Here is a 13,031-nt window from a genome sequence, read left to right on the forward strand (position 1 = left end):
AAGTTGGCATTAATGCAGGCTAAGTTACCCTGCCATTTAAGAATAGATGACAGCGCCAGGTTTTCCAGTCCGCGACCAAAGTGGCCTGAAAAAAAGGACGATTGTCACCCGCTACAACGCAAAAACCGCAAGTTCTTCTGCAAGAACGTTGCGGTTTTTTATTGGAAATCAGAACGATACATCTGGCAATTAACAGAGTTTTTCCGCGCGTTCAATAAACGGGGCAAGGCTCATTTTTTGGCCGGGTTTTGCCGGATCGTCAATCTGGATAATGTCGATCGGCTTGGCGGTAGTTTTACCACTTTCAACCTGCTGCCTGGCAATATCGTTCAGCGGGTATTGCACCAGTGTACTCGGGTTAATGACATACAGCGCATTACCCGGTCGACACGTCAGCATCACTTCTTCGCGGTTAAACGCCCACTTGTCTTTGCCAACCTCAAAACGACTGACGGTAATGACCTGAGGCGCAGCGAATGCCGCCCCTGAACTTGCCAGAAGTAACACCGAGATAATCAATTTTTTCATACGTTTTGCCAGTCCATCAGAACGGTTCCAGGGTTGCAAACAGGCTGACAATCGCCAGCACAACGGCCCCTATTCCCCATTCAATCTTAGTCATCCAAATAAAATAGAGAGTCATGCAGCGTTTATCCTGCTGCATACGTGGTACCAGAACATACCGGTTCGCCAGCGCAATCGCCACCATTAGCGCGACCAGCACACATTTTAACAACAGCAATTGCCCATAGGCCGCATGCCAGGGGAAGGACAACCCAACAATAAACAGCCCGTTCGCTATACCGGTGAGCAAGACACCAATAACGAAAAGATGCCCAAAGCGGGAAAAACGCATCATGGTGTCGATCGCCTGCTGTCGCCAGCGACCTTGTGCCATTCTCATGCAGTAGAGAACCGGCAGCAAGCCGCCAAACCAGGCGGCAGCGCACACCAGATGCAATGCATGGTTAAGTTGCTGTATGGCCCGCGTTGCGCCGTCATGAAGCGTCGCATGTCCGACTCCGGCCAATAAAATAAACTGCGCAATCGTCAGCATCAGCAGCAGTCGTGACATGCTGCGCGGCACAATGAGGGTTATCACCAGCGTGACCAGAGCAAGGATAATTTGCCAAAGCCATACGCCACCAAACTGCGTTTGCAGGACCGCCTCCCATATATCAACGGCGATCACGTCCTGCCAGCCAGAACCCATCAATCCCCCCTGGACAGCCATCATCAGCGTCGCGCTGAGAAAGCTCCACATCGCGGCATGGCGTTGCAGGCGCATAAAACGACGCATCATTAAACGCCGCACCGAAACGGGGGCCAGCCAGGCACCGTACAGCGCACAGCCAAACACCAGCATCAAAGAGGCAAAATGGATAAACCGCAGCGCAACCCAGGTGAATGCCAGCATCGTTTTATTTCACGCTAAAGGTATAGTGTCCCTTCGTTTTGTGGCCATCCACTGACACAACATGCCAGTCAACCGTATATTTTCCAGCATCCAGTGACTGTTCAACAGGCACAATCAGTTGCGTCTTGTCCTGTTCATTACGCGTCGCCTTGCCCGTTTTGATCTGTTCTTTGTTTGGGCCTGTCAGCGTTGCGCCGCTGAATCCCGGCTCGACGCCCTCAGAAAAATTCAGCGTCAACGCCTGGGGAGATGTCGCGACCTCGGCATTAGCCGACGGGCTTTGTTTTGTCAGGTGAGCATGAGCCAATGCAGCGGGTGTTGCCAGAACGCTGGCGAGTACGATGAAAGCAGAGCGAAGTGTAGATGCAGGTGAAGCCATATCAACTATTCCTTTTCGTTATGTCTATTCTGTAGAGAATAACCTTCTACAATGAACGAGTCGAGAATCATCAATTCAGGCTTGCCATTAACGCACACTCTTAGTAACTTTTGCGCGCTACGGGATACCAATAAGGAGAAACGCATGAATCTGGCCAAACTCGAACAAGCTGAAATGGATAAGGTCAATGTCGACCTGGCTGCGGCAGGCGTCGCTTTTAAAGAGCGCTATAACATGCCGGTTGTTGCAGAAGTCGTCGAGCGTGAGCAACCTGAACATTTACGTGACTGGTTTCGTGAACGGTTAATTGCACATCGCTTGGCATCCGTTTCCCTCTCACGTTTACCTTACGAGCCGAAAGTTAAATAAAACTTATAATACGTTACGATTCCTTACATGATGGCTGCTACAGTATAAGTATATTCTTAATCTATACTTTAAAGATGAATGTAGACACTATGAAAAGGAAGTCATTATGTCACACTGGAAAATCGCTGCAGCGCAGTACGAACCACTTCAATCATCACTAACTGAACACGTCGCCCATCACCTGCAGTTCATCAGAGCCGCCGCTAAATGCCAATGTGAGTTGCTGGTTTTTCCCTCCCTGTCTCTGTTGGGCTGTATTGATGAGCGCGATGAACTTCCCGCCCCACCCGATGAATCTCTGTTGCAACCCCTCGCCCACGCCGCCGTGACGTATCGCATGACCATTATCGTGGGGTTACCGGTTGAACATAAAGAACGTTTCGTAAAAGGCATCGCACTTTTTTCTCCATGGATGACGTCACCGTTAACGTTTCACCAGAGCCATGGTGCCTGTATTGCCAGACAGCGAAATACCATCAGCGTCGTCGACAGCCAGCCGGAGGGCATCGATATTGACCCTGCGTTTTCACTGTTTACCACCAGTCAGTGCGTCAGCGAACCTGAACTCCTCTCCTCAACATCTCGCCTGCAACATTTCTCACATCAGTTCGCCATTGCGGTGCTGATGGCTAATGCGCGCGGTAGCAGCGCATTATGGGATGAACGCGGCCGGTTAATTGTGCGCGCGGGCAGCGGTTCATTGCTCTTAACCGGTCAACGCACCTCTCAGGGTTGGCAAGGCGATATCATTCCATTACGCTAGTCGTTTTCGGCCAGGAGCATGGCATGTTGCGCATAATAGATACAGAAACCTGCGGTCTGCAGGGAGGCATTGTTGAGATCGCTTCTGTCGATGTGGTTGATGGCAAAATTGTTAATCCGATGAGCCACCTCGTTCGGCCTGATCGTCCCATCAGCCCACAGGCGATGGCTATTCATAGGATTACGGAAGCCATGGTAGCGGGTAAACCGTGGATTGAAGACGTCATCCCACATTATTACGGCAGCGAGTGGTACGTCGCGCACAATGCCAGTTTCGATCGACGCGTATTGCCTGACATGCCCGGTGAATGGATTTGCACCATGAAGCTGTCCCGACGTCTGTGGCCGGGGATCAAATACAGCAACATGGCGTTATATAACTCCCGTAAGCTGAGCGTACAGACGCCCGTCGGTTTGCATCAGCACCGCGCGCTTTACGATTGCTATATCACCGCGGCATTGCTGATCGACATCATGAACACCTCAGGCTGGTCGGCAGAGCAAATGGTCGACATTACCGGTCGTCCTGCGCTATTAACCACATTTACCTTCGGTAAATATCGCGGTAAAGCCGTTTCCGAGGTCGCCGAACGCGATCCAGGCTATCTGCGCTGGCTGTTTAATAACCTTGACAGTATGAGCCCGGAACTGCGATTAACACTTAAACACTATCTGGATAACGCCTAGGCAGCAGCGTGGCCGGGCAACGTCCCTTGTGCCAGGCCAATCAAAAAGGCGAACTCAAGAGCCACGCCTTCATAAGATTTATAGCGACCAGATTTACCGCCGTGCCCAGAGTCCATATCCGTACACAGCAACAGTAGATGATCGTCCGTTTTCAGCTCTCGTAGTTTTGCCACCCATTTTGCCGGTTCCCAGTATTGCACCTGGGAATCGTGTAACCCGGTGGTAACCAGCAGATGCGGATAGGCCTGCGCGGTAACATTATCGTACGGGCTGTAGCTTTTCATGTAGGCGTAATATTCCGCATCCTGCGGGTTGCCCCACTCTTCAAACTCCCCAGTGGTCAGCGGAATCGACTCGTCCAGCATCGTGGTCACCACGTCAACAAACGGCACCTGAGCAACCACTCCGTGAAACAGCTCCGGGCGTTCGTTAATGGCGACGCCCATCAGCATCCCACCGGCGCTTCCTCCCATGCCATAGCATAATGAAGGTGAACCGTATCCCTGCTTGAGCAAGGCATCGCAGACGTCGAGATAATCGTTGAAGGTGTTTTTCTTGAGCAAAAACTTACCGTCTTCGTACCATTGTTGCCCCAGCTCGCCTCCACCACGAACGTGGGCAATGGCATACACAAAGCCGCGATCCAGCAGGCTTAAACGGCTGCTGCTAAAATCAGCGTCCATACTGGCCCCATAGGAGCCATAGCCGTATACCAGCAATGGATTTTTCTCTTTTTGGAAATGCTTCTGATGGTAAACCAGCGAAACCGGCACCTCTGTGCCATCACGCACGGTGATCCACATGTGCTCGCTACGGTAATTTTCCGCATCAAAACCAGGGACCTCCGTCTGTTTAAGCACCCGTCGCTCTCCGGTGTCCATATCCAGCTCAAAGAGCGTGTCCGGCGTCGTCATTGATGAATAGCCATAACGCAGCCGTGATGTTTCCGGTTCGGGGTTATAAGCAAGCCAGGTGACATAGGCTGGATCGTCAAAGGCGATCCCAACCACTTCGCGCGTCTTACGGTTGATCTGTCGCAGGCTGGTTAATCCCCGCTGACGTTCTTCCACCACCAGCCAGTCGGTAAACAGCGTAAAGCCTTCCAGCATGACGCTCTCGCGCGGTGGAATCAGCTCTTCCCAGGACTGTTCATCACGCACGCGAGTACGGTACAGACCAAAGTTTTTACCCTGACGGTTAGATCGCAGATAAAACGCGTGCTGATAGTGATCGAGGCTGTACTCATGATCTTTGCGCCGCGGTAAAAAAACTAATGGTTCGGCATCGGCCAGCTCGGCATCAAGCAGCAAAACCTCACTGGTGGTCGCACTGGCAAGATGAATAACGACATAATGCTGCGAGGTCGTTTTATGCAGGCTGACATAAAACATATCGTCCGCCTCTTCATAGACCAGCCGATCCTGGGATGACGGTGAGCCGACGGTGTGCCGCCAGACCTGGTATGGCAACAACGTGGTTTCATGCTTACGCACGTAATAGAAAGTTTGCGAATCGTTCGCCCAGACTAATTCAGGCTCAACGTTGTCGAGGACTTCTGGATACCAGTTACCACTTTGCAGGTTGCGAAAGCGCACGCCATATTGCCGACGCGAGAGATAATCCTCAGCCAGCGCCATAATAGTGTTGTCCGGGGATATTGCGAGACCGCCCAGCGTATAAAACTCACTGTGGGCTGCGCGCTGGTTCCCGTCCAGCAACGTATCCCATGCGTCCCACTCTTCGCTGAGTGCAGACTGGCGCTGATAAATGGCGTACTCACAGCCTGGTTCATAGATATGCCGGTAGCGAAAACCGTTCTTCACATAGGGTGCGGAAACATCCTGTGGGGGGATACGGTCGATAATTTCTTTCAGCACGCGATCCTGCAACGCCTGCTGCGAGGCCATAACCTGACGGCCCCAGGCATTTTCTTGCTGCAGGTAATCAAGGACCTCTGGCTGCGATCGGGTGTCATCTCGCAACCAGTAATAATTATCAACGCGCGTATCGCCATGCTGCGTCATGGCGTGTGGAATACGAGGAGCTTTGTGTAGCATGTCATTGTTCTTTTGCTTAAACATCCTATAAGGGTGGCAAAAGTCAGCAATGATGCAAGCGAAACATGCTCCTTCGCAGTAACTATTTAACTTGGCAACGCCTGTTTTTGTTGCTTAAGATCCTGCTCAATGCCTTCGCGCACATCCTGCGGGATCTTTAAGGCATCGCCCAGCGCGTTCAGATAGCTGCGCTCCATAAAGTGGTCAATATCGATCGCCGCACAGCTAAGGAAATAAATCTCCAGCGCCTCTTCTTCATTGCGGATCCCCTGCGCCAGGCGCTGAGGATCAAGCGGTTGTTCGATGGCGCGTTCAATTAGAATGCGCCCCTGCTCTTCTACACCCGCTTCACGCAGTTGCTGCTCAATGGCCGCACGTTCTTTCGCATCGATATGGCCATCGCTTTTTGCCGCAAAGACCAGCGCGAGGATCAAGCGTTCAGTCCGCTCATCCACCGGCGTACTTTGCGTGCCAAACTGCGTCTCATCCTGATGAGCCGTGCGGACTTTATCTTTGTATTTGTTCCATAACACGCTTCCGGCAACCGCTCCGCCACCCACTAACAGCGCGCTGGTACCGTATTTGGTCAACAGTTTGCGTGAGGATTTACTGGCAACCAGTAATCCCGCCAGACCGCCTAATGCCCCGGGAACCAGCAGTTTGCTCAGCCCCTGATCGCCCGAAGAGGACGCGGACGATCCTTTTTGCCCAAGAAGAGATTGTAGTTGATTCAGCCAGTTAGCCATTTTGCCCCTCAAGTACCGACGATTAATCATCACAGCGTACCCGAGGGGATGTCAGGAAGTGTCTATTGTAGCAAAAGATGCGCAAATACCGGGTTACTGCGACAGGTACTCCGCGCTACCCGCTTTACAATCAACCTTCACCTGATAGTGAATATCCGCGCTCTTGCCGCGTACAGTAAGAGGAACCGTCCACTGCCCGTCTTTACCGACAATGTCCTGCGGATTAACCCACGCGACTGGATCAAGTTGTCCCAGTTTTTTCTGATCGTCAGCCCAGCGAACAATGCGATTTTGCTGATAATCACGTTTTACACTTGCCGCAATACCGTCGGCATCCAGACCTTCGCACTTAGGAAACTGGACGGTCTTACTTTCCGTATTTGCAGCAAAGGCCGATACGCTGGCAGATAACAGCAGCAGGCTCAACAGCGTTTTTCTTTTATTCATTCTTTTCTCCTTTATCCCCTACACCTTTCAGGCTGCAGAAATGCAACACGAAATCAGTTGGGTACAGCACAATGATTCAGGAAAAAGCATGGTACAAAACGCCGGGAGCGCAAGTCGGATCAGGCCGCTTGTGTATCATCCTCGTCGGAAGCTGCGTTTTCGACTGCCTGAGGTGATGGCAGTTTGCCGTTTTTCAGGATGGTGCTCAGCACGTCTTTTTGCTCAGCCAGCCACAGAGACAGTGCTTCACGCTGTTCATCTTCGAGCGCGACCGGCGACTGTTCCAGCCATGTATCTAGCAGATCTGCTGTATCCAGCATTTTGTCATACGCATCGGCTTCCTTTTTGCTGGTAAACGACATTTTTTCCTCACCTTCCCGAATGACTACGTATTTAACTTCAACCGCCATTTTGCAGCCTCTTAAATTACCTGTAATTATGTACAGTATATTCTTTTTCAGCCACGAAATCAACCTGGTAATAAAGACAGACGCAAACGTTTTCGTATATACTGCGCCCAGATAAAACAGGGGATTAATTTATGACGTTATTAGGCACGGCGCTGCGTCCGGCAGCAACGCGAGTGATGTTATTAGGTTCAGGGGAACTGGGTAAAGAAGTAGCAATTGAATGCCAGCGCCTGGGTGTGGAAGTGATTGCCGTGGATCGTTACCCCGACGCGCCGGCGATGCACGTAGCCCACCGCGCATACGTGATTAATATGCTGGATGGCGACGCATTGCGCGAGGTCGTCGAGCGTGAAAAGCCACATTATATCGTGCCCGAAATTGAAGCCATTGCGACGGATATGCTGGTTAAACTGGAGCAGGAAGGCCTGAACGTTGCGCCCTGTGCCCGCGCAACGCAACTGACCATGAACCGTGAAGGTATCCGGCGCCTTGCTGCTGAAGAGTTGTCCTTACCCACGTCCTCTTTCCGCTTTGCCGATAGCGAGGCCCGCTTTCGTGATGCGGTGGCCGAAATCGGCTTTCCGTGCATCGTGAAGCCGGTAATGAGTTCTTCCGGTAAGGGGCAGAGTTTTATTCGTTCCGCCGAGCAGCTTACCGAAGCCTGGGAGTATGCCCAACAGGGAGGCCGTGCAGGTTCCGGGCGCGTGATCGTCGAAGGCGTAGTCAATTTCGATTTTGAAATCACCCTGCTGACCGTCAGCGCCGTTGACGGTGTGCACTTCTGCGCGCCAGTAGGCCATCGCCAGGAAGATGGCGATTACCGTGAATCCTGGCAGCCGCAGCAGATGAGTGAGCTGGCGCTGGAACGCGCACAGGAGATTGCCCGCAAGGTCGTGCTGGCGTTGGGTGGTTATGGGTTGTTTGGCGTAGAGTTATTTGTTTGCGGTGACGAGGTGATTTTCAGCGAAGTCTCCCCTCGCCCACACGACACCGGCATGGTGACGTTGATTTCGCAAGATCAGTCCGAATTTGCGTTGCACGTTCGTGCGTTCCTCGGATTGCCCGTTGGTATAATCCGCCAGTATGGTCCGTCTGCATCGGCCGTTATTCTGCCGCAGCTTACCAGCCAGAATGTGACGTTTGGTAACATTGAAAGTGCTGTTGGTGCCGGTTTGCAACTCCGTTTGTTCGGTAAGCCGGAAATCGAAGGCTCGCGTCGTTTAGGCGTCGTGCTGGCAACAGCAGAAAGCGTTGATGCAGCAGTTGAGCGAGCGAAAATCGCCGCTGCACAGGTGAACGTCGCAGGATAAAAAAACGGGCCACCCGACCCGTTTTAGACTCACATGCCCGGTAAACGCTACCGGGCATTTTATGCTATTACTACTTCGCGCCTTCTACTGCTTCGCGAGCCAGCTTGGTAATGCGATCGTAGTCGCCCGCTTCCAGCGCATCCGCCGGAACCAGCCAGGAACCACCGATGCACAGCACGCTTTTCAGTGCCAGGTAGTCACGGTAGTTGGCCGGAGAGATACCGCCAGTCGGGCAGAAACGCACCTGGGAGAACGGACCCGCAATCGCCTGCAGCGCTTTTGTGCCGCCATTCGCTTCAGCTGGGAAGAATTTGAATTCTTTCAAACCGTAGTCCATGCCCAGCATCAATTCAGAAACGGTGCTGATACCTGGGATCAACGGAATCGTCCCTTCGGTTGCCGCTTTCAGCAGAGGCTCGGTCAGGCCCGGGCTAATCGCAAACTGCGCGCCAGCTTCGGTCACTTCCGCGAGCTGCTGCGGGTTCAGTACGGTGCCTGCACCGACGATGGCGTCCGGCACTTCTTTGGCGATTGCACGAATAGCATCCATCGCACATGCGGTACGTAAGGTCACTTCCAGGACACGCACACCACCTGCAACCAGCGCTTTTGCCATCGGCACTGCGTGTTCCAGTTTATTCACCACAATAACCGGTACAACCGGGCCAGTGGTCAGGATTGCTTCTGCACTTGTCTTCCAGTTTTTCATCAGAGTTTCTTCTCTCGCCTGATTACAAAATGAGTCTTAAAAATCGATACAGGTTGCGCCCTGCTCCGCACCGGACAGCTTTTCGCGCAACGCGCTGAACATTTCACGCCCTGTACCCACGCGCGATGCGCTGAGATCGGGAATGTGGGGCTGACGAGAGGCAAGTTCCTCTTCATCAACCAGCAGCGTCAATTCACCTGTCTGTCCATTCACACGAATGATGTCGCCATCGCGTACTTTTGCCAGTAGCCCGCCATCATAAGCTTCCGGGGTTACATGGATTGCTGAAGGCACTTTACCTGAAGCACCTGAAAGTCGTCCATCGGTAACTAACGCAATTTTGAAACAACGGTCCAATAATACACCAAGTGGTGGCATGAGTTTATGTAATTCTGGCATGCCATTCGCTTTTGGTCCCTGATGACGCACAACGACTACGCAATCCCGATCCAGCAGGCCCGCATCAAACGCCGGTAACACATCATGCTGGCTTTCAAAGACAATCGCCGGAGCTTCAATCACCTGGTTTTCAACCGGTACTGCGGAGGTTTTCATCACCGCACGCCCCAGGTTGCCGCTTAGTACTTTGGTACCGCCATGATGTGAGAACGGCTCGTCAAACGCCGCAATCACGGTGCTGTCCAGCGACTTCTCAGCCCCTTCACGCCAGTCCAGCTCGCCGTTGTTCAGCCACGGTTCCATGGTGTAACGCGATAAGCCGAAGCCTGCAACAGTGTTGACATCTTCATGCAGCAGACCAGCATTGAGCAGCTCGCGCATTAACACCGGCACACCGCCTGCGGCCTGGAAATGGTTAATATCGGCCGGACCGTTCGGGTACAGGCGCGCCATCAGCGGCACGATGTCGGACAGATCGGAGAAGTCATCCCAGTTGATGAGAATACCCGCCGCACGCGCCATCGCCACCAGGTGCATCGTATGGTTGGTTGAACCACCGGTCGCCAGCAGCGCCACAATGCCGTTCACTACCACTTTTTCATCAATCATTTTACCGATTGGCATCCATTCGTTGCCGTTACCGGTCAGACGCGTGACCTGACGGGCCGCCGCCGCGGTCAACGCTTCGCGCAACGGGGCGTCAGGGTGCACAAAAGAGGAACCTGGCAACTGCATACCCATAAACTCCACCACCATCTGGTTAGTGTTGGCGGTACCGTAGAAGGTACAGGTACCCGGCGCGTGATAAGACGCGGCTTCAGACTCAAGCAGCGCCATACGGTCCACTTTTCCTTCGGCATAGAGCTGACGGATACGCACTTTTTCTTTGTTCGCCAGGCCGCTCGCCATCGGGCCTGATGGAACAAAAATGGATGGCAGGTGACCAAACGACAGCGCCGCCATCACCAGACCTGGGACAATTTTGTCGCACACGCCGAGGAACAGCGCGCCGTCGAACATGTTGTGAGATAAGCCAATAGCCGCAGACATTGCGATCACTTCGCGACTCAGCAGGGAAAGCTCCATCCCGTCCTGTCCCTGAGTTACGCCATCGCACATCGCAGGTACGCCGCCCGCAACCTGACCTACCGCATTGGCTTCATGCAAGGCTTTGCGGATGATATCCGGGTAATGCTCGTACGGCTGATGCGCAGAGAGCATGTCGTTATAGGAGGTAATGATCGCGATATTGTTTCGCAGCATGCTTTTCAGCGACGCTTTGTCTTCTGGCTGACAGGCGGCAAAACCATGGGCCAGATTCCCGCATGCCAGTTGTGAACGGTGAACGGTTGTCGTTTTGGCCTGTTCGATACGGGCGAGGTAGGCAGAACGCGTCTTTTGAGAACGTTCAACGATGCGTTGTGTTACGCGTAACAATTTCGGATTCATAGAGGCTCCTAAAATTTATCTGTCAGAGCATGAGGATTCACAATGCGTTTCAGTAGGGTAAAACCATGCTGAATAGCTTGCAGGCCGTAGCTCAGGGGCAAAATCGTTTCAGGCAGTGTAATAAAAAAAGCCTCGCGGGTGAATCCACACGAGGCTTAAAAGTGCAAAAATTATTCTACAATCTGTGTTAGATCATGTTACCGGTAAAATAACACCTAATGGCTAGATGAAATTTTATTCGAATTCGTTCCACGAACGACCGTCACGGGTGATCATGGCCACCGAGGCAACCGGTCCCCAGGTCCCTGCCTGATACGGTTTCGGTGCGTCGTTGTCCATTGCCCAGGCTTCGGTGATGGAGTCAACCCACTTCCACGCTTCTTCAACCTCGTCACGACGCACAAATAGCGCCTGAATGCCGCGCATGGTTTCTAGCAGTAAGCGCTCGTAAGCATCGGCCAGGTGCGTTTGATTGAAGGTCTCGGAATAGCTCAGATCCAATTTGGTGATCTGCAGATTATGCTTGTGGTCCAGACCCGGCACTTTGTTAAGCACCTGGATATCAACACCTTCATCAGGCTGCAAACGGATGGTCAACTTGTTCTGCGGCAGATCCTGCCAGGATTCTTTAAACAGGTTCAGCTCAGGCGTTTTGAAGTACACTACCACTTCAGAACATTTGGTCGGCAGACGCTTACCGGTACGCAGATAGAACGGCACGCCCGCCCAGCGCCAGTTGTCGATATCCACGCGGATCGCAACAAAGGTTTCGGTATTGCTGCTCTTGTTCGCGCCCTCTTCTTCCAGATATCCCGGTACTTTTTTACCTTGCGCAAAACCGGTGGTGTACTGACCACGAACCGTTTTTTCACGCACGTTTGTGCGATCGATACGGCGCAGTGATTTCAGGACTTTCACTTTCTCATCACGGATGCTGTCGGCGCTCAGATCGGACGGCGGCGACATGGCGATCATGCACAGGATCTGCAGCAGGTGGTTCTGGATCATGTCGCGCATCTGACCGGCCTGGTCAAAATAGCCCCAACGTCCTTCGATACCCACCTCTTCCGCCACGGTAATTTCTACGTGATCGATAGTGCGGTTATCCCAGTTGTTCACAAACAGAGAGTTGGCAAAACGCAGTGCCAGTAGGTTCAGTACCGTCTCTTTGCCCAGATAGTGGTCAATACGGTAAACCTGGCATTCTTCAAAATATTTGCCAACCTGGTCGTTGATTTCACGGGAGGTCGCCAGCGACGTTCCCAGTGGTTTTTCCATCACCACACGAGCCGGTTTGGCGTTGAGTTTCGCTTCACCTAAACCTTTGCAGATCGCGCCAAATGTGCTTGGCGGCATGGCAAAATAGTTAATGGTGGTGCGCGCTTTTTGATCAAGCATTTCACCCAGACGGCCAAAGGCAGCGGTATCATTGACGTCCAGGTTACAAAATTCCAGACGACCACTGAGGGTATCCCACAAACTTTCATCGATTTTTTCTTTCATGAAAGTTTCGAGTGCTTCGCGTACAACCTTGGTATAGGCTGCTTTGTCCCAGTCAGCGCGACCTACCCCAATAATGCGGGTATCCGGGTTAATCTGGCCGGCCTTTTCCAGCTGATACAGGGAAGGCAGCAATTTCCGACGTGCAAGATCACCCTTCGCGCCGAAAATGACCAGGTCACATGCCTGGGCTGTTTGCGTTACCGCCATGTCATTCTCCTCAGTTGAGTGCCTGGTGCTTTTGCCAGACACTGGATGTAATTTTATTACAGTGCACTGTACTGCTTTTACGTGATTCCGTGAACCGTAAACGCTTATCCAGCCGTGCTGTTACCGTGAACAGCGGTGTTATTGGCGTTTACAGCAGCAAAATGGATAAAAAAGTCGCTT

Annotated in this window: 14 protein-coding genes; 4 read left to right on the top strand and 10 right to left on the bottom strand. The window is 52.5% G+C overall.

Features of this window, described 5'->3' with window-relative positions; all coding sequences use genetic code 11:
* Positions 1 to 189 precede the first annotated feature (189 nt).
* From E4Z61_RS07585 to yobA, 3 genes are read right to left on the bottom strand one after another with little or no spacing between them, the layout of a single operon-like run.
* Complete coding sequence (locus tag E4Z61_RS07585; RefSeq protein WP_135322234.1) at positions 190 to 528, bottom strand: YebY family protein; 339 nt, start codon at positions 526 to 528, stop codon at positions 190 to 192.
* Positions 529 to 544: 16 nt separating this feature from the next.
* Positions 545 to 1,417 carry a copper homeostasis membrane protein CopD gene (gene copD / locus E4Z61_RS07590; protein WP_135322235.1) on the bottom strand — a complete coding sequence of 291 codons (873 nt, stop codon included), beginning with the start codon at positions 1,415 to 1,417 and terminating at the stop codon, positions 545 to 547.
* 4 nt (positions 1,418 to 1,421) lie between these two features.
* On the bottom strand, positions 1,422 to 1,796 hold the full coding sequence (gene yobA, locus E4Z61_RS07595; RefSeq protein WP_135322236.1) for a CopC domain-containing protein YobA: 375 nt from the start codon (positions 1,794 to 1,796) through the stop codon (positions 1,422 to 1,424).
* A gap of 144 nt (positions 1,797 to 1,940) precedes the next feature.
* Here yobA and E4Z61_RS07600 point away from each other — a divergent pair, with 144 nt between their 5' ends.
* The 3 genes from E4Z61_RS07600 to exoX all read left to right on the top strand — a co-directional run bounded on the left by E4Z61_RS07600 (position 1,941) and on the right by exoX (position 3,614).
* Positions 1,941 to 2,165: a DNA polymerase III subunit theta gene (locus E4Z61_RS07600; RefSeq protein ID WP_135322237.1), complete on the top strand. Its 225-nt coding sequence runs from the start codon at positions 1,941 to 1,943 to the stop codon at positions 2,163 to 2,165.
* A 106-nt stretch (positions 2,166 to 2,271) separates the two neighbouring features.
* Positions 2,272 to 2,928, top strand: a complete 657-nt coding sequence (locus E4Z61_RS07605; protein ID WP_135322238.1) for a carbon-nitrogen hydrolase family protein — start codon at positions 2,272 to 2,274, stop codon at positions 2,926 to 2,928.
* 23 nt (positions 2,929 to 2,951) lie between these two features.
* Positions 2,952 to 3,614: an exodeoxyribonuclease X gene (exoX, locus tag E4Z61_RS07610; protein ID WP_135322239.1), complete on the top strand. Its 663-nt coding sequence runs from the start codon at positions 2,952 to 2,954 to the stop codon at positions 3,612 to 3,614.
* On the opposite strand, the gene ptrB is transcribed toward exoX, so the two are convergent.
* From ptrB to yebG, 4 genes are all read right to left on the bottom strand, one after another.
* Entirely contained in the window at positions 3,611 to 5,671 is a 2,061-nt protein-coding gene (gene ptrB, locus E4Z61_RS07615) for an oligopeptidase B (protein ID WP_205746886.1), read from the bottom strand. The two genes, exoX and ptrB, sit on opposite strands and share 4 nt — an antisense overlap.
* An 86-nt stretch (positions 5,672 to 5,757) precedes the next feature.
* On the bottom strand, positions 5,758 to 6,417 hold the full coding sequence (locus tag E4Z61_RS07620; RefSeq protein WP_135322241.1) for a tellurite resistance TerB family protein: 660 nt from the start codon (positions 6,415 to 6,417) through the stop codon (positions 5,758 to 5,760).
* 93 nt (positions 6,418 to 6,510) lie between these two features.
* The gene (yebF, locus tag E4Z61_RS07625) at positions 6,511 to 6,864 is read right to left on the bottom strand and encodes a protein YebF (RefSeq protein WP_135322242.1); all 354 of its coding nucleotides are present in this window, start codon (positions 6,862 to 6,864) and stop codon (positions 6,511 to 6,513) included.
* Positions 6,865 to 6,983: 119 nt separating this feature from the next.
* Positions 6,984 to 7,274 carry a DNA damage-inducible protein YebG gene (gene yebG, locus E4Z61_RS07630; RefSeq protein ID WP_135322243.1) on the bottom strand — a complete coding sequence of 97 codons (291 nt, stop codon included), beginning with the start codon at positions 7,272 to 7,274 and terminating at the stop codon, positions 6,984 to 6,986.
* 131 nt (positions 7,275 to 7,405) lie between these two features.
* Here yebG and purT point away from each other — a divergent pair, with 131 nt between their 5' ends.
* Entirely contained in the window at positions 7,406 to 8,584 is a 1,179-nt protein-coding gene (purT, locus tag E4Z61_RS07635; RefSeq protein ID WP_135322244.1) for a formate-dependent phosphoribosylglycinamide formyltransferase, read from the top strand.
* A gap of 70 nt (positions 8,585 to 8,654) precedes the next feature.
* Here purT and kdgA read toward each other — a convergent pair whose 3' ends face one another.
* From kdgA to zwf, 3 genes are all read right to left on the bottom strand, one after another.
* Positions 8,655 to 9,293: a bifunctional 4-hydroxy-2-oxoglutarate aldolase/2-dehydro-3-deoxy-phosphogluconate aldolase gene (gene kdgA / locus E4Z61_RS07640; RefSeq protein WP_135322245.1), complete on the bottom strand. Its 639-nt coding sequence runs from the start codon at positions 9,291 to 9,293 to the stop codon at positions 8,655 to 8,657.
* 36 nt (positions 9,294 to 9,329) lie between these two features.
* A complete protein-coding gene (edd, locus tag E4Z61_RS07645) occupies positions 9,330 to 11,141 on the bottom strand; it encodes a phosphogluconate dehydratase (protein WP_135322246.1) in 1,812 nt (603 codons plus the stop codon).
* 234 nt (positions 11,142 to 11,375) lie between these two features.
* Entirely contained in the window at positions 11,376 to 12,851 is a 1,476-nt protein-coding gene (zwf, locus tag E4Z61_RS07650) for a glucose-6-phosphate dehydrogenase (RefSeq protein WP_135322247.1), read from the bottom strand.
* Between the last annotated feature and the right edge of the window lie 180 nt (positions 12,852 to 13,031).

Origin of the sequence: Citrobacter tructae (assembly GCF_004684345.1) — a bacterium.
Taxonomy (GTDB): domain Bacteria; phylum Pseudomonadota; class Gammaproteobacteria; order Enterobacterales; family Enterobacteriaceae; genus Citrobacter; species Citrobacter tructae.